At 67.2% G+C, this 18,900-nt stretch carries 21 protein-coding genes; 11 read left to right on the top strand and 10 right to left on the bottom strand.

Translation table 11 applies throughout. The features are described from left to right. Positions 1-11 precede the first annotated feature (11 nt). Positions 12-677 (top strand): ArsR family transcriptional regulator, encoded by a 666-nt coding sequence (locus ATJ93_RS15125; protein ID WP_120245488.1) that lies wholly within the window; start codon positions 12-14, stop codon positions 675-677. Between the two features lie 103 nt (positions 678-780). Here ATJ93_RS15125 and ATJ93_RS15120 read toward each other — a convergent pair whose 3' ends face one another. Further along, on the bottom strand, positions 781-1,533 hold the full coding sequence (locus ATJ93_RS15120) for a DUF456 domain-containing protein (RefSeq protein WP_120246023.1): 753 nt from the start codon (positions 1,531-1,533) through the stop codon (positions 781-783). Between the two features lie 154 nt (positions 1,534-1,687). On the opposite strand from ATJ93_RS15120, the gene ATJ93_RS15115 reads away from it, so the two are divergent. The 3 genes from ATJ93_RS15115 to ATJ93_RS15105 all read left to right on the top strand — a co-directional run bounded on the left by ATJ93_RS15115 (position 1,688) and on the right by ATJ93_RS15105 (position 4,554). Continuing rightward, the gene (locus ATJ93_RS15115) at positions 1,688-1,927 is read left to right on the top strand and encodes a hypothetical protein (protein ID WP_120245487.1); all 240 of its coding nucleotides are present in this window, start codon (positions 1,688-1,690) and stop codon (positions 1,925-1,927) included. Between the two features lie 87 nt (positions 1,928-2,014). Continuing rightward, positions 2,015-3,277, top strand: coding sequence for a Glu-tRNA(Gln) amidotransferase subunit GatD (gene gatD / locus ATJ93_RS15110; protein WP_120245486.1), 1,263 nt, complete (start codon positions 2,015-2,017; stop codon positions 3,275-3,277). A gap of 311 nt (positions 3,278-3,588) precedes the next feature. Continuing rightward, complete coding sequence (locus ATJ93_RS15105; protein ID WP_120245485.1) at positions 3,589-4,554, top strand: GNAT family N-acetyltransferase; 966 nt, start codon at positions 3,589-3,591, stop codon at positions 4,552-4,554. Positions 4,555-4,567: 13 nt separating this feature from the next. Here the strand turns inward: ATJ93_RS15105 and ATJ93_RS15100 are convergent, their stop codons facing one another. Genes ATJ93_RS15100 through ATJ93_RS15090 form a run of 3 tightly spaced genes read right to left on the bottom strand, consistent with a single transcriptional unit; the run spans position 4,568 to position 7,525 of the window. Beyond that, a complete protein-coding gene (locus ATJ93_RS15100) occupies positions 4,568-4,852 on the bottom strand; it encodes a ubiquitin-like small modifier protein 1 (protein ID WP_120245484.1) in 285 nt (94 codons plus the stop codon). A 58-nt stretch (positions 4,853-4,910) separates the two neighbouring features. Next, positions 4,911-6,263, bottom strand: coding sequence for a cation:proton antiporter regulatory subunit (locus ATJ93_RS15095; RefSeq protein ID WP_120245483.1), 1,353 nt, complete (start codon positions 6,261-6,263; stop codon positions 4,911-4,913). Next, positions 6,260-7,525 (bottom strand): potassium transporter TrkA, encoded by a 1,266-nt coding sequence (locus tag ATJ93_RS15090; protein ID WP_120245482.1) that lies wholly within the window; start codon positions 7,523-7,525, stop codon positions 6,260-6,262. Before ATJ93_RS15090 ends, ATJ93_RS15095 begins: the two co-directional genes overlap by 4 nt. Before the next feature lie 128 nt (positions 7,526-7,653). Between ATJ93_RS15090 and ATJ93_RS15085 the strand changes: the two genes are divergently transcribed. Further along, a complete protein-coding gene (locus ATJ93_RS15085) occupies positions 7,654-8,841 on the top strand; it encodes an NAD-binding protein (protein WP_120245481.1) in 1,188 nt (395 codons plus the stop codon). On the opposite strand, the gene ATJ93_RS15080 is transcribed toward ATJ93_RS15085, so the two are convergent. After that, positions 8,842-10,287: an HPP family protein gene (locus ATJ93_RS15080; RefSeq protein WP_120245480.1), complete on the bottom strand. Its 1,446-nt coding sequence runs from the start codon at positions 10,285-10,287 to the stop codon at positions 8,842-8,844. It abuts the gene before it with no gap. Positions 10,288-10,456: 169 nt separating this feature from the next. Here ATJ93_RS15080 and ATJ93_RS15075 point away from each other — a divergent pair, with 169 nt between their 5' ends. Continuing rightward, a complete protein-coding gene (locus ATJ93_RS15075) occupies positions 10,457-10,705 on the top strand; it encodes a HalOD1 output domain-containing protein (RefSeq protein WP_120245479.1) in 249 nt (82 codons plus the stop codon). 44 nt (positions 10,706-10,749) lie between these two features. Here the strand turns inward: ATJ93_RS15075 and ATJ93_RS15070 are convergent, their stop codons facing one another. The 3 genes from ATJ93_RS15070 to deoC form a co-directional block, all read right to left on the bottom strand. Then, positions 10,750-11,568, bottom strand: a complete 819-nt coding sequence (locus tag ATJ93_RS15070) for a TrmB family transcriptional regulator (protein WP_120245478.1) — start codon at positions 11,566-11,568, stop codon at positions 10,750-10,752. Positions 11,569-11,964: 396 nt separating this feature from the next. Beyond that, positions 11,965-12,282: a DUF7344 domain-containing protein gene (locus ATJ93_RS15065; RefSeq protein WP_120245477.1), complete on the bottom strand. Its 318-nt coding sequence runs from the start codon at positions 12,280-12,282 to the stop codon at positions 11,965-11,967. A gap of 109 nt (positions 12,283-12,391) precedes the next feature. Continuing rightward, a complete protein-coding gene (gene deoC / locus ATJ93_RS15060) occupies positions 12,392-13,045 on the bottom strand; it encodes a deoxyribose-phosphate aldolase (RefSeq protein WP_120245476.1) in 654 nt (217 codons plus the stop codon). A gap of 71 nt (positions 13,046-13,116) precedes the next feature. On the opposite strand from deoC, the gene ATJ93_RS15055 reads away from it, so the two are divergent. From ATJ93_RS15055 to ATJ93_RS15035, 5 genes are all read left to right on the top strand, one after another. Next, positions 13,117-14,172: a ribose 1,5-bisphosphate isomerase gene (locus ATJ93_RS15055; protein ID WP_120245475.1), complete on the top strand. Its 1,056-nt coding sequence runs from the start codon at positions 13,117-13,119 to the stop codon at positions 14,170-14,172. Positions 14,173-14,260: 88 nt separating this feature from the next. Further along, entirely contained in the window at positions 14,261-15,082 is an 822-nt protein-coding gene (locus ATJ93_RS15050) for a DUF63 family protein (RefSeq protein ID WP_120245474.1), read from the top strand. Positions 15,083-15,121: 39 nt separating this feature from the next. Continuing rightward, complete coding sequence (locus ATJ93_RS15045; protein ID WP_120245473.1) at positions 15,122-16,012, top strand: carbohydrate kinase family protein; 891 nt, start codon at positions 15,122-15,124, stop codon at positions 16,010-16,012. A 133-nt stretch (positions 16,013-16,145) separates the two neighbouring features. Further along, positions 16,146-16,445, top strand: coding sequence for a HalOD1 output domain-containing protein (locus tag ATJ93_RS15040; protein WP_120245472.1), 300 nt, complete (start codon positions 16,146-16,148; stop codon positions 16,443-16,445). Between the two features lie 194 nt (positions 16,446-16,639). Beyond that, positions 16,640-17,368, top strand: coding sequence for a nucleoside phosphorylase (locus ATJ93_RS15035; RefSeq protein ID WP_120245471.1), 729 nt, complete (start codon positions 16,640-16,642; stop codon positions 17,366-17,368). Between the two features lie 12 nt (positions 17,369-17,380). On the opposite strand, the gene ATJ93_RS15030 is transcribed toward ATJ93_RS15035, so the two are convergent. After that, positions 17,381-17,617: a hypothetical protein gene (locus ATJ93_RS15030; RefSeq protein ID WP_245977592.1), complete on the bottom strand. Its 237-nt coding sequence runs from the start codon at positions 17,615-17,617 to the stop codon at positions 17,381-17,383. An 89-nt stretch (positions 17,618-17,706) separates the two neighbouring features. Then, positions 17,707-18,873, bottom strand: coding sequence for a hypothetical protein (locus ATJ93_RS15025; protein ID WP_120245469.1), 1,167 nt, complete (start codon positions 18,871-18,873; stop codon positions 17,707-17,709). Positions 18,874-18,900: the final 27 nt, after the last annotated feature.

Raw genomic sequence — 18,900 nt, 5'->3', positions numbered from 1 at the left:
ACGCTCCGGCGATGGACTCCGCCGCGCTGTTGGATTTACTGGGGAACGAAAACCGGCGGCGAATTCTCCGGTTACTCGCTCGCAAACCGTGCTACGTAACCGAGATATCCGAATATCTGGGAGTGAGTCCGAAAGCGGTCATCGAACACCTGCGCAAGCTCGAGGACGCGGGCCTGATCGAGAGCCACGTCGACGAGCAGCGCCGCAAGTACTTCCACATCGCCCGGAACGTCCGGCTCGAGGTGAACGTCTCACCCTACGGGTTCGCGAGCAAGAGCGCCTATCCCGCGAACAGTAGCTTCGACATCACGACCTGTCGACACCTCACGCTGGACGTTTCCTGGAGCGACACCGACGACTTAGACGAGTTACTGCGCGCGCTCGAGGACCTCGAGCAACTGGAGAACGAACTCTCGCTCGCCCAGCGGTGGGTGCAGGGGCGGCTCTGCGACGTGCTCGATCAGATTTCCGAAAACGTCGGCGCCGGCCCCGAGAGTCGCATCTACGCGGATCTGCTGGCGAGTATTCGATCGGAACCGAAGTCGGTCGGGGACCTGAGCGAGGAGATCGACGCTCCCCGCGAGGTCGTCGCGGAACTCCTCGAGTCGATGGCCGACGAGGGGATCGTCCGGCGGACCGAACGCGGCTGGGAGTTGACGACCGAGACGGACGCGTGAGGTCTGGGGTTGGTTTCGGTGGTAGCGGAGCGATGCTACGGTCCGGATCTCACGACGGCGGGCAGTGCGAAATCGCAGATAGAACCGGACGGGGTGGACGCTTTCACTCGATATCGCGAGCCAGCCCGTCGCGCAGGTCGCGGCCGAAGTAGTACCCGACGAGCGAGGCGACCAGCCCGACCGTCGCGCCGACCGCGAGGACGGCCTGGGCCGACCCCGCAACCGCGAAAAAGGCGTGGGTTACCAGCGACGAGACTGCGCCGACCGAGACGCCGGCGGCGGTCATCTCGAGGTAGCGCCGTTTCGACGCCAGCAGGCCGACGAGGAAGGCCGTCGCGAACATGCCGATCATCCGGCCGGCGACGGGGAGCACCGTCCAGCCGACCAGCAGACCGGCGCCGACGAGCGCCAGCATCGCCAGGAACCCCTTCGGCGAGAAGTACTGACTCGGCGAGAGGGAGGGCGTGAGGCGGTCGCGAAGCGACGAGCGCCGGCCGGCGGGTGCAGTTGCACTCGACGACCCGCCGAACGGCATCCACGACGGCAGCCTCGACCCCGAGTCCGCGTCGGCGGTCGGTGCCCCGGTGTCCGTCCCTGCAGCTGCGCTCGCATCTGCTGACTCGCTCGCAAGCGGATCGGACTCGAGCCCTCCGTCCAACGAGTCCTCGAGTGACTCGGACGGTGACCGTCCGGACGAGGGGGAACCGGTGTCTGCGGCCGCGCCGGTTCCACTCTCGCCCTCGCTGCCGCTTCCGGTCTCCTCGAGCAGTCGCTCCGTCTCCGCGAGGACGTCTTCGGGCGAGCGGGCGTCCTCGTCCCGCCGGCTCTCGGTGACCTCGTCCGAACGGTCGCTCATACGACAGTCCACGGCCGCCGAGGTCATGGACCTTTCCCCGCGTGTCCGATCGCGTAACTGCCCCGAAGCCGGCGATTAAAGCGGTACAGTCCGACAGTAGCGGACCCAGCTGACGTGATGACACTTTATCACGACTGCGCTGGTAGCGAAACGGGTGAACGTCGAACTGATCGCGTTGGGCGTCCTCGTGATCGCGCTCGGGGTGGGGGTGCTCTCGCTCGCGCGGCGGTTCTATCCGCGACTCGAGTTCGGGACGGAGACGATGGAGACGATCCGGCTCCTGACGGCCCTGATCGTCGGTCTCCTCGTCCTGACCGGCCTCGGACTGATCGCGGTCGGGATCGTCGTACCGTCGGCAGCGGCGCACGCGTCGGCGTCGCTCCGACCGCGCTGACGGTTTCGGCGGGCCAGCCGCGACGGAAACGGAACAGAACGGAACGGAAAGCGTGCCTTCAAGTCCGACGGCGCGCAACACTGGCGCATGAATCCAGGCGATCGCGTTCGGGTCGACCGCGAAGATCGCACGTACGAAGGCGTCGTGCTCCCCTCGAGTACGGACGACCACCTCGTGGTGAAACTCGAGGGCGGCTACAACGTCGGGGTCGACCGCGACGAGGCCGCAGTCGAGGTGCTCGCCGAGGACGTCTACGAGATCGACGGCACCGACTCCATGGGCGCCGACGAGGACGACGAAGCAACCTCCGAGATCGAGTTCGACGAGGAGCTACCGACGATCTCGCTGATCTCGACCGGCGGGACGATCGCCTCGACGGTCGACTACCGCACCGGCGCCGTCACCGCGCAGTTCGACGCCGAGGACGTGCTGCGTGCGGTCCCCGATCTGGCGGGCCGCGCGAACTACCGCGGCCGCGTCGTCGCGAACATCCTCTCGGAGAACATGGAGCCGCCGATCTGGCAGGAACTCGCCGAGGCGGTTCACGAGGAGATCGAGGCCGGCGCCGACGGCGTCGTCGTCATGCACGGCACCGACACGATGCAGTACTCCGCCGCCGCGCTCGCCTTCATGCTCGAGACGCCGGTCCCGATCGTCTTCACGGGCTCCCAGCGCTCGGCGGACCGCCCGTCCTCCGATAACGTGATGAACGCCGTTTCGGCCGTCGAAGCAGCCAAGAGCGACTGCGCCGAGGTGCTGGTCTGCATGCACGGCTCCGAGAGCGACGACGTCTGCGCGCTCCACCGGGGAACCCGCGTCCGGAAGAACCACACCTCCCGGCGCGACGCTTTCGAGACGGTCGGCGCGGAGCCGCTGGGCACCGTCGACTACGAAACCGAGGAGATCGAGTTCCACCGCGACTACCAGCAGCGCGGCGCAACCGACCTCGAGATCGAGCCCGAACTCGAGGAAGGCGTCGAACTCCTCAAATTCACCCCCGGCATGGATCCCCAGTTCTTAGACGTCGTCGAGGGATCGGCGGGCCTGATCATCGAGGGAACCGGTCTCGGGCACGTCCACACGGACCTCATCCCGCGCATCGAGGAACTGATCGACGACGGGACGACCGTCGTCATGACCAGCCAGTGTCTCGAGGGCCGGGTCTGCGACCGCGTCTACGACACCGGACGCGACCTGCTGGACGCCGGCGTCATCGAGGCCGGCGACACGCTGCCGGGCACCGCGAAGGTCAAACTGATGTGGGCGCTCGCGAACAGCGAGAACGTCGAGGAGGCGATGAGCACGTCGCTGGCCGGCGAACTGCAGGAGCGCTCCGTTCCCTGGGAGTAACGCCTCGTCGTCCAGATCGTTCTCTCGAGGAGACGCTCTCGCTCGAGTGACGAATGACGAATCACGGATCGACAGCAAACACGGCGAAAGCCCCTGACGCGCTCGCTGGTTGCGACTCGCTGTCGTTCGAGAGAGCTTTGCTCTCTCGTGATGACGAAAGGCGCAAAGCGCCTTTCGAACCACGCACCTCGCTCCGTTCGGTGCTCGCGTCGTCTCACACAACGAGCGCGCCAGCCCCTTTCGTTCCCGCCCGGCCAGCCGACTCGGGTGGGTGCTCTCCCGCGACCGACGAACGTAATCGAAGACGAATCATGAACATCCGCAGAGCGACACACGACGATTACGAGGCCGTCGTCGACTTCACCGGCGACATCTGGACCGACCGCGGCGGCGACTACATCCCGCGGATCTACCACGACTGGCTCGAGGACGAACCCGGTCAGGGCAAGAAGACCTTCCTCGCGGAAATCGACGGCGAGGCCGCCGGGATCGTACAGGCGGTGATGCTCTCCGAGGACGAGGCCTGGTTCCAGGGGATGCGCGTCGCCGCCGAGCACCGCCGCGAGGGCGTGAGCACCCGGCTCAACGAGGCGTGTTTCGAATGGGCCCGCGAACACGGCGCGACCGTCGCGCGGGTGATGATCTTCTCGTGGAACGCGGCTTCCTTCGGCGCGACGCGGGCCAACGGGTACGAGCCGCTCACCGAGTTCCGGTTCGCACAGCCCGACCCCGCAACCGACGCGGACCTCGATGCGGCGCTCGACGGCTATCGCGTCTCGAGCGATCCGACGGCCGCGTGGCGCTACTGGACCCACAGCGACGCGCGCGAGCACCTCGACGGCCTCGGACTCGCCCCCGAGGAATCGTGGGCCGTCCGCGAACTGACGCGCGAGGATTTCGACCGACTTGCAGACGAGAGCGTCGTCTTCGCGGTCGAGGATGAGGACGGACTGGCGGGCGCCGCGTACCGGTCCAGAACGTACGACCGCGAGGTCCACTCGGCTGCCGACGATGAGAATAACGGTGACTCGAGCGCTGACGCCGACACCGACCCCGAAACGGAGACCTGGGCCGAGTACGGCGTCGGCGCGTGGGACAGCGTCGACGCCGCGCGGGCGCTGTTCGCCGCGATCGCTCGCGACGCGGCCGACTGCGGCGCGGACAAGACGCGCGTGCTGATCCCCGAAACGCCCCGGTACGTCACCGACGCGCCCTACGCCGGCGTCGGCATCTCCGAAGAGCCGGACTTCGTGCTCGGCATCGATCTTACTCCCTGACGAACGAGGTCAGCTATCCGCCGCTGACCGGCGGGAACAGCGCCAGTTCGTCGCCCTCCTCGAGCTCCGTCTCGAGGCCTTCTTCCTCGCGGACGTTCGTGCCGTTGCGCAGGACGTTGATCTGGGATCGGAGCCCGTCCCCTTCCTCGTCGAGCACGCGGCCCTCGAGTTCGGGCCGGTCAGTGAGGAGGGCGTCGAGCGCGTCCCTGACGGTGTCGCCGGGCGCCGCGTCGACGGTTACGTGTTTGTCGCCCGCCCGTTCGGCGAGGTCGGCGAAGAGTTTCCACTCGGTGGCCATACGTGGCGGTATCGGTGCCGGCGGCAAGTAGCTACCGCTCCGCGCGAGGCGAGAGTAGCTAGTCCGACTGGGTCGAATCTCGGGGCCGCTCGGTCGTTTGATCGCGATATCGGTCTCGAGCGCGGCCCTGCCCGTCGCGGTCGTCGTCACCGTCGCCCTCGCTATCGCCGCCGTCGGTCCGCTCGGTCTCCGCGATGCGTCGCAGCGCGTCCGGCCGACCCAGTACGTAGGCGGTGTCGCCGGCCTCGAGTCGAACGTCCGCAGCCGGCAACGCAACCGGGTTGCCGTCGACGCGCTCGAGCGCGACCACCAGCACCGGCAGCGAGCCGACCGTCCGCCCCGCGAGTCCGCTGTCGGCGTCGACGGCGAGCGTCGTCACGGTGTCGTTGGCCGCCCGGAGCAGGGAGACGAGTTCCCGCTCCGTCCCGGGGGTGTCCGGCCGGGTGACGAGCCGGTAGTCGGCGTCGGGCTCGAGGGCGGCGGCGTCATCGGCGTCGACGGCGACGGTCGCCACGTCGCCGGCGGTCGCGCGGAGTTCGCCCTCGGCGAGCCGTTTCATCGGGCCGCCGGTGGTGGCATCGTCACCGTCGTCTCCATCAGTCCTGCCGTCGCGGCCCCAAATGCGGACGGTATCGCCCGGACTGGCGTCCGGTGCGGGATCACTGCGGATGGCGACGGCGACGGTTCCCGGCGCGAGCGTCGGCCCGATCCCCGCCGGCCGGCTACCGACCGCGAGGTACTCGACCGTCTTGTCAGGCCCCAGTTCGACCTCCGCGTAGCCGATCCCGTGATCGCGCTCGAGGCGGTCGATCAGCCGATCGCGGAGTTGGTCGGCGGGAAGCCGTCGCGGGAAGCGGAAGGTTTCGCCGGCCAGTTCGGCCTTCGTCGTCTCGTCGACCGGATCGTAGCCGTCGACGTCCTCGATTTCCTCGGGGAGTTCGATGCTGACGACTCGGCCGGCCGACCGGAGGAGTTGGCCGACGTCGTCGATCGTCTGCGGCGCAGTGGTCGAAAAGACCTCGCGGGCCAGGTAATCGCCCGTCCGCCGGCCGGCGTCTGCGGCGATCGCGCTGGCGACGAAGGCGCCGATCGTGACGGCCGCCGTTTCGATCTCGAGCACCGATCGACCGAGGATCTCGTCCTGCAGCGCCGATTGCGTATTCAACAGGAGCGCAACGGGGGAGACGGCGAGCAGGATCGCAACCCCGTCGGGGATCTCCTCGGCGCTGTACCAGCGAAAGACGATCGCCGCCACTGCGGCCGTTCCGGCTGCTAACAGGCTAAATCTGAGGATCCGGACGAGAACGTCAAGTACCGCTTCGGAGAGCAGCGACTCGAGTTGGGACTGCAACTCCACCACCAACTGCAGTTGCAGTTGCACCCCGAGCAGGTCGACTGCGAAGCCGATCATCGCGCGCCACCTCCGCTTTCGAGCACCGCATCGATAGTTCCCTCCGGGCTAACGACGAACGCCTCGTCGCCGACCTCGAGGCGGCGCTCGAGGCCGGGCGCGAACACCCAGCCGCGGCGCCGGCCGTCGGTGTCGCTCTCCCGTCGCCGGGCTGCGAGGATCGTCACTTCGGGGTTGGCGTGGATCTCCTCGGCGAGTTCCGCCGCGTCGACGGTAAGCCGCTGAATCGCGTAGCCGGCCCGCTTGACCAGCGCGAACGCCTCGAACTCGTGGCTCGTGCCGCGCGAGCGGACGATCAGTCGCGACCGGTCGCCCTCGAGCAGCGGTTTCACGTCCCGACGCGGCACGGCGACGGTAACCCGGCCCGGACCGCCGGCGGTCGATCGGTTCGGTTTCGGTGCCGCGGGCGCGACCGTCTCGTTTTTCGGTTCGCCGCCGTCGGGGAGGGCTGGGTCGTCCGCGTCCGCCGCCTCGGCGGCCGCAGCGGCCGCGGCTCGCTCGTCGTCGATCTCGCTGCGAACGCTGAGTACCGTGCCGGTCGTCGACCGATCGGCCGCGCGGATGGTTACCTCGTCGCCGCGCGCCAGCCCCGTCGGCACCAGCGTCGTCAGCGAGATCGCGCGCTGGCCCGCCGGCACGCGCCGCGAGAGCCCGCCGGAGGGCGGCGCCGCCGCGATCGTCGCTCGCGCCTTTTCGTCGAGGGTCACGTCGACGTCACCGAGTTCGTGATCCGTCCGGAGCCGCTCCTCGAGGCGGGTCTCGAGTTCCGACAGCGGGAGGTCGGCGGGAAGTTTCCACGAGCCGTCCTTGATCGCCGCCCGGAGGTCGGGCGACAGCGGCGGGTAGCCCTCCATGTCGCGGATCTCGCCGGTCGGCCGGATCGTGACCTGGCCCATGGTGCCGACCAGTTCGACGACGTCGGCCGACAGCGTCCGCTGGCGAAGCGACCGAAAGGAGAGGTGATGCGGGAGGTTCGCGCCGAGCTTGTCGCCCTGGCTGTGGGCGTACAGCGAGAGCATGAGGACGACGAGGACGGCGACCAGCAACCGGGGTGACTGGGCGATCGTCGGTTCGATCAGTCCCATGAGCCCGCCCTGCACGCTGGCGATCGACAGCGAGAGCACGACGACACCGAACCCGGGCAGCGTCACGCCGGTGAAATACCGGACGAGAAAGCCCAGCGAACCGGCGGCGAGTGCGGGAACGATACCGGTCAGGAGGCCGAGATAGATGCCGAGTAAGATTTCGACCGGAAGCGCCATTGGTGGCATCTGAACCGGATCGGTTAAACCAGTACCGACGTCGGTTCGGACCGGCGCCGCTCGCGAATCCCGTCCGCTCGAGACGGCGAACGGAGACGTTTAACTAACGCGGACGCTCATCGCTTGGTATGGTCGACGACGGGTCGGTACGTGATCGTCTGCCCGAGGACTGGCGGCGGCTCCTCTCGATTCGCGCGGCGATCGTCCTCGCGCTGTCCGTCGCCGTGCTCTCGGTCGCGACGGCCCTCGTCAACATTCAGACGAACGCCGTCGGCGGACCGCTCGCGGAGTACGTTCCCGAGGCGATTCAAAGCGCCGCCGCCTTCACCGGTGCGCTGACCGGTTTTTTGATGCTCGGGAGCGCGCTCGCGCTCCGGCGCGGGCTGCGTACGGGCTGGTGGGCGACGCTGCTGTTGTTGCCGCTGACCGCCGCGCAGGGACTGCTCCAATCGAGCCGGTACTCGTTCCCGCTGGTCGTGCTCTCGCTGGTGGCGATCCCCGTGTTGCTGCTCAGCCGCAGGCGCTTTACCGGCTCCCTGTCGCTGACGACGACCCAGATCGCCGCCGGCTTCGCGCTGCTGGGCGTTCAGGCCTACGGCACCATCGGCGCCTACGCGCTCCGGGAGGACTTCGAGGGCGTCGCGACCATCCTCGACGCCTTCTACTTTACGCTGATCACCTCGAGCACGGTCGGCTACGGCGACATCACGCCCGACCAGGGCTCGACCGAGGCGATGCTGTTTACGATGTCCGTGCTGGTGCTCGGCGTGGCCAGCTTCGGTATCGCTATCGGGGCGCTGGTCGGCCCGGCGATCCAGACCCGCATCACGAAGACGCTCGGACGCATGACCGACTCACAACTCGAGCTGCTCGAGGACCACCTCCTCGTGCTCGGCTACGGCGAACTGACGGAACCGATCGTCGACGAACTCGCGGCTAACAATCGGGAGTTCGTCGTCGTAACGACCGACCGCACCGCGGCGGACGAACTCTCGGAGCGGGACGTGCCGGTCATCGCCGGCGATCCCAGCGACGAGGCGCCCCTCGAACGCGCGAAGATCGAGCGCGCAGCGGGCATCCTCGTCGCCACCAACGAGGACGCCCAGGACGCGCTGGCGATCCTCACCGCGCGGCAACTCGCGCCGGAGACCCGCATCGTCGCCGCGGCGACGGACCGGGAGAACACGAAGAAACTCGAGCACGCCGGCGCGGATACGGTGATCAGTCCGTCGCTGCTGGGCGGGCACCTGCTGGTGCGCTCGGCGCTCGGCGGCGACGACACCGAGTTGATCGACCGCATTCTCGAGGACGAGTAGTCAGCGGTGGCGACCCCGGTGGACGATCGCCACGTCGGCGTCGAGGTCGCTGACCTTCTCGAACGTCGGCGGCGAGACGAACCGCGAGGCGGCCGACCGGTCGGTGCTCGAGCCGAGGAAGACCACGTCGTACTGCGAGTCGACCCGCGAGAGGTACTGCGCGACGGGTTCGGTGACCACGTGCGTCTCGAAGCGGCCGTCGAAGGCGTCGATGAGGTTCGCCAGCGTGTTTTCGGCTTTTCGGCGTCGGGATTCGCGTTTGATGCACGTACAGACGCTGACTGGGCGGTAGCGGCCGGCCAGTCGCAGCGCGAAATCGGTCATCGCGCGGGCGGTGTCGCCGGCCCCGCGGACCGGCACCAGCACCTGTCGCCACTCGGTGCGACCGTCGCTCGTGCGGAAGGCGATGACGTCGATCTCGCTGTCGAACAGCCCGCGGATGAACGACGAGAGGCCGCCTCTGTCGTCTTCCGCGTAGGGCGTGACGATGAGATCGCAGTTCTGGGCTCTGGCGGTCTGGAGGACGAGCCGCGCCGACGGGTCGGGGCGGTCGTCGCTGGCGACGATGACCTCGCAAGGGACGTCGTACTGCGACTCGAGGTCGGCCGCGAGCCGTTCGATCGCGTCGACGGTATCGGCTGCGCGCTCGTCGGAGTCGTCCAGGTCGTCGTTGTCGGCGGCGGATTCGGTCGCTTCCCCGCCGTCACGCTCCTCGTAGACCGTCTCGAAGAGCACGACCTTTCCCGCCTCGTGGGCGCCCGCCAGTTCGGCGGCGAACCGGGCGACGGTCGCCGGATCCACGCCCGCGGCCCCACACCGCTCGCTCATCGGCACGAGCACGTGATCGTCGCCGCTGGTCGTCTGGTAGAGGTAGCGGGCCCGCTGCTCGTAGAACCGATCGCGCCAGACGACGAAGGCCGCCGCGACGAACGAACTCGAGACGACGATCCCGAGCACGTAGATCGGTTGCGCGTTCCCGGTCACGAGCACGAGCAGGGCGGTCGAGAACGCCGTCGGCTCCTCTAAGTCCAGCGCCCAGGTGAGTGCACCGGTAAAGAAGATTCCCAGGGCCGCGCCGGCGGCGCTGACGGTGCCGCTGTGGAGCCCTAACCCGCTGACGACCGCGATCGCGACCCAGCCACAGCACGCGCCGACGGTCATCCCGCCGACGAACGTCCACGGGTCCGAGTACCGACCTTCCGGATCGGCAAAGAGGGTGTACGTGCCCGACGCTAGCGGTGGAAAGAGCAGGAAGGAGACGATCGCCGTCGCGTTCGAGAGCCACGTGACGGCCCCGATGAGCAGCGGCACGAAGACGAGCACCGAGAGGTGCAACAGGTTCCCCGTCCGTTCGATCCAGCGCAACACGGCGTCGAGTTCGCGCCGCTCGAGGCGGCGCAGCCGCCGTCCGAGCGCGTCAAGGCGTGCTCGCAACTGCTCGAGCATCGGTCTCGTTTCCGGCCTCACGGTGCGCGACGAAAACTGTTGATGCTTCGGCGGGTGCGGCGATGACGGTCAGAACTGCGCCGTCTTGTTTCTGACGAGAACTGTAACGAAAATACTCACAACAAGTATAAACGACTCCTTATGCTAGCACCACTCATCGGGACGTCCTGTGAGCCCTGTTCGTATTCACCATCGATTCGATTGGGCGCAGACCACGCCGAGCGCCGCCATCGTCGCCGTCATCGCGATCATCGAAAACGTCGATCCGATGGATCTCGAGTTCGTCCTCTACAACTACGTCGATCCCGGGGCGCTCGATTCGCTGGTGAGCAACGACGCTGCAGTCGCGCTTTCGTTTCGGATCGAACGGTACAACATCAGGATCGACGGCAACGAGCTAACGGTCCGCCGTGAATGAGCGCGAGTCCGACGCGTCCGTACTGACGGCAACGCCGTGATTGATCACTTGTCGGGGTCGTCGATGGAAGCCAGCCCCGACGATACCAACCGCCGAAGCAGGACGACGATTCCGTTGCCCAGTCCGGTGGCGAAGATCGCCTGTTCCGCGACGTCCTCGCTGCCCGCGTCCGGATAGTAGGATCCGATCAGCAGTCGGGTCTGATCGACGAGCAGGATTCGACTGATCGCGATCTCGTCGGTTGCCGACTCGCCGTACAGCCAGTTGAGATTCGTCTCGAACACCTGCGTGTTGGGGAACTGATCGCCCATTCGCTCGGTGATCGCCGCCGTATGCCCGCCGAGCAGGATCGAGACGTCCCGATCCTCGGCCGCCGCGAGTTCGGAAAAGAGCTGCTCCGAGAGGAGGTCCTCGTCGACGACCAGCAGCGCGATTTCGGAATCGGCGTCCTCGATGAGATCGAGCATCCGCGACTCGATCGCTTCGTGCCCGGTTAGCGACCACACCTCCTGCACCTCGTCCTCGTTCGATTCCGCCTCCCGGTACTCGACGCGCTCGAGGTACGACTCGAGCGTATCGATCCGATCCTCGTACTTCTGCCGGAGGGTTCGGGTCGCCTCGTCGATCCCGACGGAGCGATACTGCTGGGGATTGGTGTGTTGTACTTCGACCAGCCCCTGCGACTCGAGCACGCGGACGGCGTCGTAGACGCGCGTCCGCGGCACCTCGGAAATCTCGTGAATCTCCTTTGCCGTTCCCGAAGAGAGCTGCGTTAACGCCATAAAACAGCGTGCTTCGTACTCTTGCAGACCGAGATCCTGGAGTAAACTAACCGCTTCTGCTATTGTATCGTCCTTTGTCATGGCCCAACCACGCGTCCGGATAACCGAACAGGCGGAATACGAAGTCGGGGTGGAAAAGGATTCGTGTCTTTCGAACCCCTGCTTCCGCTCACGGCGTGTGGCTTTCGGTGACTCCCGCGGCGTTCGATCGCTGCGGCGCCAGCAGCACCGATCGCCGCGTCCGGGAGCTAATTCACTCAGATAATCACACAAACTTCTTGGTGCTACATTCGCTACGTGATGGTGGTGCGTCCGTACTGCCCAACCACGCGGACGCGCCGACTGCCACTCTTCAGTGGCAGTTTCGAACGCGAGGAGCCGCCGTCCGCCTGTTTTGGCGCAAGTAACTGAGTCTCTCCGAACCCGCGGTAACGCTCGTCGATCGATTTTCACACGATAGCGGCCCGCGAGACCCGGTTACAACAGTTCGATCGGGAGTTCGTCGCGTCGATCGTTGAGACACTCGAGGACCGGTTCGATCTCGTCGAACCGCGGTCCCTTCGTGATGACCTGTTCCTCCCGGTCCCAGTCGATGAATCCGGACTCGTCCAGTTTCGGAAGATGACGGTGGTGCTCGGCGATCGTGTCCGCTTCGGATTTGGGAATCGACCACGGAACGCCGGACAGTTCCGTGACGTGTTGCGGCGCATCGTCCAGTAACGCGAACAACAGTCGGCGTCGTTGTGCGGCAGCCAGTGCGTCGAATACCTCGTCCGTCGTCTTCTCCCCGGCCATGCTACCCTCTCGTACGTATAGTCGGTTAATCCTCCACCATTTTCACTCGGCGGAGTTGTTTTGATGAACCGAGTGACAACCGAATCGAGTCGGCCGGGAATCGACCGCCCTACCGATTCTCGGTCGCCGATTCCGGTGCGCCCTCGAGAATTTCCACGCCGCTCGAGGCCCCGATCCGTTCGGCGCTGGCCTCGAGCATGGCCATCGCCTCCTCGTAGCTGCCGACGCCGCCGCTGGCCTTGACGGGGAGGTACTCGCTCATGAGTTCGACGTCCTCGAGTTCGGCGCCGCCGTCGGCGAAGCCGGTCGACGTCTTGACCATCGCCGCGTCGGCCGCGACGGCGGCCTCGCAGGCCCGGCGTTTCTCCGCGTCGGAGAGCAGCGCCGTCTCGATGATGACCTTGACGGGGATCGGTACCGCGGCGACGATCTCGGCGAGTTCGGCGCGGACGACGTCGTCTTCGCCGGCCTTGAGCCGTCCGACGTTGATGACGACGTCGAGTTCGTCCGCGCCGGCCTGCCAGGCGCGGACGCCCTCGCGGCGCTTGAGTTCGGGTTCGTTCTGGCCCTGGGGAAAGCCGATCACCGTCGCGAGCGTGACGTCGGGCGCGTAGTCGGCTGCCTCCTCGACGGCGTAGGGCGGGATGCAGGCGTTCATCCCGTACTCGTCGGCCTCGTCGAGCACCGTCCGGACGTCGGCGGTCGTCGTCTCCGGGCCGAGGACGGTGTGATCGATCAGCGGGGCGAGTTCGCTCCGTTCCATAGCGGACCGACTCGCTGGATCGTCAAAAACCCGCCCGTTCCCTTTTGGTTCGGCAGGCGCAACTCGAGGGTATGGACTCGGATCAGCCCGACACCGACGTCACCGTCGCCCCGGCCGTCGCCGAAACTGCAGACGACATCGCGGAGATGCGGATCCGCGGCGCGGCGACCATCGCCGACGCGGCCGCCGAGGCGCTGGCCACGCAGGCCGAGCGCTCCGAGGCGGAGACGCCGGCCGCCTTCCGCGAGCAGTTGCGGGCCGCCGCCCGAACCCTCTACGAGACGCGTCCGACCGCGGTCAGCCTCCCGAACGCCCTGCGGTACGTCCTTCGGGGCATGGAGGGCGAGACCGTCGCCGAACTGCGGCGGGCCACGACCGCGCGCGCTGCGGAGTTCCGGGAGGACTTGGAGCAGGCCCAGGCGACCCTCGGCGAGATCGGCGCCAACCGCCTGCGCGACGGCGACGTCGTGATGACCCACTGCCACTCGACGGACGCCCTCTCGTGTATCAAGGCCGCCCTCGAGGACGGCAAACACATCGAGGCGATCGTCAAGGAAACCCGGCCCAGAAAGCAGGGCCACATCACGGCCCGGCAGCTGCGCGAGCTCGGCGTGCCGGTCACGCTGATCGTCGACAACGCAGCCCGCCGGTATCTGGACGACGCGGACCACGTACTGGTCGGCGCGGACAGCATCGCCGCCGACGGCAGCGTCATCAACAAGATCGGTACCAGCGGCCTGGCGGTCAACGCCCGCGAGCGCGGCGTCCCGGTGATGGTCGCGGCCCAGACGATCAAACTCCACCCCGACACGATGACGGGCCACACCGTCGCGATCGAGATGCGCGACGAGCACGAGGTGCTGCCGGCGGACGAGCGAGCGGAGATCGTCGGCGACGCCACCGAGTCGGTCGCCGGAGACGCCGTGGACTCGAGCACCGAATCCGCCGCGGACGACGGGCTCACCGTCGAGAACCCCGCCTTCGACGTTACCCCGCCGCGACACGTCGACGCGATCGTCACCGAGCGCGGTCAGTTCCCGCCCGAGAGCATCGTGACCCTGATGCGCGAGCTGTTCGGCGAGACGACCGACGAGCCCTGGGAACAGGGCCGAAGCCGGGACCGCTGACCGGAACGCGTCGACATCGATTACCGTTCGCCGTGTCGAACAGTCGGTAATCGGAAAGTGTTAGTCGCTGGTGTGTACCACTACCTGTATGGTATTACCAGAGGGGTTTACCCTCCCGCCGTGGTACCTTCTCGTTCCGCTGCTCGTGGTGCTCGGCGGCACGCTCGCCCTGCTGTGGGCGCTCGAGCCGCCGGTCACCGATCGGACGGTCGTCGCGTTCGCGCCGTGGATGATGTTCGGATCGACGCTGCACGTCCTCTACCGACTCGAGGCCTATCCCGACAATATCGCGGTGCTGTTTACGTCGCCGAGCGTCTACCTCGTGACCGCGATCATCGCCGGACTAGTCTGGGTCGTCGGCATCTTCCTGCAGGCGGGCGGCCTCCAGCCGACGATCGAGCGAGTCGTCGGCACCGCGGGCACCGGCTTCTTCGTCGTCTTCGCGATGTTTACGGTTATCAGTAGCTGGAACTCGGGGTCGTTCGATCCGTTCTGGCCCGTCATCGCCGTCGTCATCGCCGGCGTCGTGACCGCCGTCGCGTGGGTTGCGCTCGGCCTCTGGTTTACGGACGTCGCCGCGACGACGGGTGCGACCGGCGCCTTAGTCGTCTTCGGGCAAACGATCGACGGCGTCTCGACCGCGGTCGGTTACGCCGTACTGGGGTCCAGCGAGGAGGTCCCGCTCTCCCGGGCCATCCTCGAGCTCGGCGAGTCGCTGCCGACCGCCGAGTACATCGGCGCCGGCTGGCTGTTCGTCCTCGTGAAGGTCGTCCTCGCGCTGGTCGTCCTCGGCCTGTTCAAGGAGTACGTCGAGGAGGAACCCCGACAGGCGCGGACGATCCTCGGCCTGCTGGCCGCGATCGGCCTCGGTCCGGGGATTCACAACACGCTGCTGTTCATGGTCACGTAATCTCTAGATTTTTCTCATCGGCGACCGTTTTGCCGACGAATGGTACGGGTACTCTCCGCCGGTCACGTTAACTGGGACGTGACCCTCCGCGTCGATCGGCTCCCGGAAGCCGACGGCGAGGCGTCGATCCGCTCGCAACGTCAGTCCGGCGGCGGCAGCGCGGCCAACGTCGCCGCCGCCCTCGCCGGCCTCGAGATCGACACCGGCCTGATCGGCAGCGTCGGCGACGACGACAACGGCGTCCTCGCGCGCCGCGAACTCGAGTCCGCTGGCGTCGACCTCGAGGGCGTCCGCATCGTCGAGGCGGGGCAGACGGCCGTCAAGTATCTGCTCGTCGACGACGACGGCGAGGTCGCGGTACTGGGCAACGACGGCGTCAACGAGGCCGTCGGACCGGAAGAGATCGACGAGCGTCGGATTCGAGCCGCCGACCACGTTCACCTCACGAGCCAGCGTCCCGACACCGCCGCTGCAATCGCCGAAACGGCCACCGAGGCCGGCGTCACCGTCAGCTTCGATCCCGGTCGTCGGCTCGGCGACCGCGACTACGGCGAGGCGCTCGCGGCCGCGGACGTCCTCTTCGCGAACGACCGCGAACTCGCCGCCTTGCTCGAGGACGAGTACGAGTACGTCGGCTCCGACTTCGACGATCGGATCGTCGCCGTCAAGCACGGCTCCGACGGCGCGGAGGTGCACACGCCGACCGGCTCGTACGTCCACCCGGGATTCGACGTCGACGCCGTCGATACGGCCGGTGCCGGGGACGCCTTCGCGGCCGGCTTCATCGCGACGTGGCTCACCGACGGCGACGTCGAACGCGCCCTCGAGTACGCAAACGCCTGCGGCGCGCTGACGGCCGGTCGAGAGGGAGCACGCAGTGCGCCGACGGCGGAGACGGTCGCGGCGTTTCTCGACGAGCGGTTTGATTAAAACGATTTATAATCAGTTTTCGGTCAAATCCGGCGCCGTCGGGCGGTTCTCAGCGGGTGCTGTCTGACGGTAACTATATGAATGGGGACGTTGGTCACTCGAATGAACAGTCACGGAGACGTGACGGAGAGACATGACGGATGGAAGGATACGCGAGTCCGACGAACGCCAGTGCGGTCGGCGGGTTCGATACGAACGACCTGCAGGGGAGCCGCCGAGCATCGCCGCCGCGACGGCACTGGCACAATACAACGACGAAGACGTCACTGCGGCCAGCACGCAACTGTACGATTACGTCGATCCGGAAGCGCTCGACGCCTTGTTCGACGATACGTGCAGTCGCGGTAGCCGCTCGGTCGCAGTCGTCGAGTTCGACGTCGACGGGGCACGAGTGACCGTTCGCCCCGATCGCGTCGAGGTCGCCCCGAACTGACTGCACGTGGCGGGCGGGGGTGACCGGGGGTATCGGCTACGAACGCGGCGGGCAGCGCACAGCGACGGCTCCGAAGGCGGGACTTCTTTTCGCGGTGAGTGCTCGAGGGTGCGCGTCGCCGTCAGTGCTGTCGGTTTCCGTCCGGTGGCGCTATTCTCGAACCTTTTTTCTCGTCACCGCGGGAACGCGCAGGTATGGGAACGCAACCGCACTTGCTCGTCGAAGAGGGAGACCTGAACGATATCGCGCTCATTCCCGGCGATCCGGGACGGGTCGACCGCATCGCCGACCACTGCGACGAGGCCGAGACGGTCGCACAGAACCGCGAGTACAAGCTCGTCAACGCGACCTACGAGGGTCGGGACCTGACGATCTGCTCGACCGGGATCGGCTGTCCGTCCGCGGCGATCGCGATCGAGGAGATGGCCAACGTCGGCGTCGAGACGTTCGTCCGCGTCGGGACGACCGGTGCCCTCCAGTCGGACATCGAGATCGGCGACATGATCGTCGCGACCGGCGCCGCCAAGAACGAGGGGACCTCGAAGCGCTACGAGGACGCCGAGTACCCCGCCGTGCCGGACTACGACGTCCTCTCGGCCCTGGTCGACTCCGCAGAGGCCAACGACGAGGACGTCCACGTCGGCCCGATCGCCTCCGACGACGCCTTCTACGCCGAGACCGACGAGTACGTCGCCGACTGGGAGGACGCGGGCCTGCTCTGCGTCGAGATGGAGGCCGCCGCCGTCTTCACGCTCGCCCGACGCAAGGGACTGCGCGCCGGCGCGATCTGTACCGTCGACGGCAACCTCGTCGAAGGCACGCAGAAGGGGACCGACACCGAGGACGACGAACTGCCCGACAAGGCCAAGAACAACGTCGGCCGCGCGATCGACATCGCGCTCGAGGCCGCGACGGAGCTGTAAGACCCGATACTGTTACTCCCGTTCACGGGACCGGGACTGCACTCGAGCCCACGGATCGACCAGCAGCGAGTAGCCGAGGACGCCGCCGAAGACGACGACGTAGTACGCCGTGACCGGCCAGCCGGCCGTCCGGAAGACGACCGTCGCCGCGACGACCCAGACGACGACGATCGCGAGATCGACGAGATATCGAGCGGCGGTGTCGCCGACCATTCGTTCTAACGCCTGTAACCGATCGGTCGCACCCATGCACGCAGCCTCAACGAGCGCTCGGGTAAAGGTTCGCCCAGGCGGATTCATCGCGGCCCAGCGATGCGGACCCGACACGATCGCCCCCATCAGAAGTGCAGGCCGTGCTCGTCCAGCAACTCGTGGGCCGCCGTGCCCCAGGTGAAGTCCGACCCCGGCCACCACGTCCGGGCGTTGTTGATCCCGCCGACGAGGACGTACTCGTCCGGATTCTCGGGGTCGGGATGGAAATTGACGGAGCCGCTGTCGCCGTCGGTCAGGGTCTCCTCGTCGCCCCACACGAGCTGGCCGGGTTTGCAGACCTCGCCGGTGTAGCAGGTCATGGCGTTGACGCCCTTGATCTCCCCCGCGGTGTGGTCGGAGATCGCGCCGATCTTCTCGAGGGTCTCGTTTTGAGCCATCAGGTCGGCCAGCCCCAGTTGCGTGTACTGACCGATGACCGCGGGCGGCGAGGCGCGTTCGATCACCGATCCCGGCCGGTAGCCGTCGACGGGATCGATCTGTACGATATCGGCGCTCGGATAGCCGCGGACGACCTCGCCGACCCGGTGCGGCTCGTCGTCGTGGCGAAGCCACAGCGCTTCGCCGCGGTGTTCGGTCTCCTTCGTCCCCTCCTCGCCGTACACGTGATTCGAGGTCGCGAAGAACCGCGAGCCGCTTTGGGAATCGAACAGGGCCGGCGTGAGCGTCCCGGCGCCGTAGTCGCTCTCGCAAACCACGCCGCCGGGGACGCGGTCGCGCTCTAACTTCGGAAGCTGGTACGCCTGCTCGTGTTCGGGGTCCCGTTCGGGTGCCGGCGGCAGCTCGTCGACGATGTTGACGTCGATCGGGACGTTCGCCGCGACCTCCTCGATCTGGTCGCTGATGTTCTCATCGGTCGCTTCGACGGAAATCGACGCCTCCGGTTGATCGTAGCTGCCCGGCACGACGAACGAGGAGACCAGCGGCGCCAGCCCCATCTCGTGAATGGCATCTTGTGCCTCGAACGCCAACCGAAGGCTCTCGTGCCAGGCGACGGGGACGTCTTTCCGCCGCGGCTCGGTCGCGTCGCCGTCCGCGTCCGGGTGCGGTCGCGCTATCGCGTAGGTGATCGTTCCGAGGTCGCTCGAAGTGGCGTAGTTCGCCGTGCCGAGGCCCCAGACGAGTGTCGCTGCGGCGCCGGTGTTCACTCCGGCACGCAACAGCCGGCGGCGCCCCATCCCGTCCGTCGCGTCGTCGGGAGTCTCGTCTGATGGGTCGTCGTTCGGGTTCGACACGTAGCCCTTCAGTACGACGTGCAGTCG

This window comes from Halopiger aswanensis, from assembly GCF_003610195.1.
In the GTDB taxonomy this organism is placed as follows: domain Archaea; phylum Halobacteriota; class Halobacteria; order Halobacteriales; family Natrialbaceae; genus Halopiger; species Halopiger aswanensis.
This window is presented reverse-complemented; position numbering and strand designations above follow the sequence as displayed.

Bases quoted from the DNA above. Each gene is read 5' to 3' on its own strand.
- ATJ93_RS15125 (WP_120245488.1), top strand. From the start codon at position 12: ATGGACTCCGCCGCGCTGTTGGATTTACTGGGGAACGAAAACCGGCGG.
- ATJ93_RS15120 (WP_120246023.1), bottom strand. From the start codon at position 1,533: ATGAGCGACCGTTCGGACGAGGTCACCGAGAGCCGGCGGGACGAGGAC.
- gatD (WP_120245486.1), top strand. From the start codon at position 2,015: ATGAATCCAGGCGATCGCGTTCGGGTCGACCGCGAAGATCGCACGTAC.
- ATJ93_RS15105 (WP_120245485.1), top strand. From the start codon at position 3,589: ATGAACATCCGCAGAGCGACACACGACGATTACGAGGCCGTCGTCGAC.
- ATJ93_RS15100 (WP_120245484.1), bottom strand. From the start codon at position 4,852: ATGGCCACCGAGTGGAAACTCTTCGCCGACCTCGCCGAACGGGCGGGC.
- ATJ93_RS15095 (WP_120245483.1), bottom strand. From the start codon at position 6,263: ATGATCGGCTTCGCAGTCGACCTGCTCGGGGTGCAACTGCAACTGCAG.
- ATJ93_RS15090 (WP_120245482.1), bottom strand. From the start codon at position 7,525: ATGGCGCTTCCGGTCGAAATCTTACTCGGCATCTATCTCGGCCTCCTG.
- ATJ93_RS15085 (WP_120245481.1), top strand. From the start codon at position 7,654: ATGGTCGACGACGGGTCGGTACGTGATCGTCTGCCCGAGGACTGGCGG.
- ATJ93_RS15080 (WP_120245480.1), bottom strand. From the start codon at position 10,287: ATGCTCGAGCAGTTGCGAGCACGCCTTGACGCGCTCGGACGGCGGCTG.
- ATJ93_RS15070 (WP_120245478.1), bottom strand. From the start codon at position 11,568: ATGACAAAGGACGATACAATAGCAGAAGCGGTTAGTTTACTCCAGGAT.
- ATJ93_RS15065 (WP_120245477.1), bottom strand. From the start codon at position 12,282: ATGGCCGGGGAGAAGACGACGGACGAGGTATTCGACGCACTGGCTGCC.
- deoC (WP_120245476.1), bottom strand. From the start codon at position 13,045: ATGGAACGGAGCGAACTCGCCCCGCTGATCGATCACACCGTCCTCGGC.
- ATJ93_RS15055 (WP_120245475.1), top strand. From the start codon at position 13,117: ATGGACTCGGATCAGCCCGACACCGACGTCACCGTCGCCCCGGCCGTC.
- ATJ93_RS15050 (WP_120245474.1), top strand. From the start codon at position 14,261: ATGGTATTACCAGAGGGGTTTACCCTCCCGCCGTGGTACCTTCTCGTT.
- ATJ93_RS15045 (WP_120245473.1), top strand. From the start codon at position 15,122: ATGGTACGGGTACTCTCCGCCGGTCACGTTAACTGGGACGTGACCCTC.
- ATJ93_RS15040 (WP_120245472.1), top strand. From the start codon at position 16,146: ATGACGGATGGAAGGATACGCGAGTCCGACGAACGCCAGTGCGGTCGG.
- ATJ93_RS15035 (WP_120245471.1), top strand. From the start codon at position 16,640: ATGGGAACGCAACCGCACTTGCTCGTCGAAGAGGGAGACCTGAACGAT.
- ATJ93_RS15030 (WP_245977592.1), bottom strand. From the start codon at position 17,617: ATGGGTGCGACCGATCGGTTACAGGCGTTAGAACGAATGGTCGGCGAC.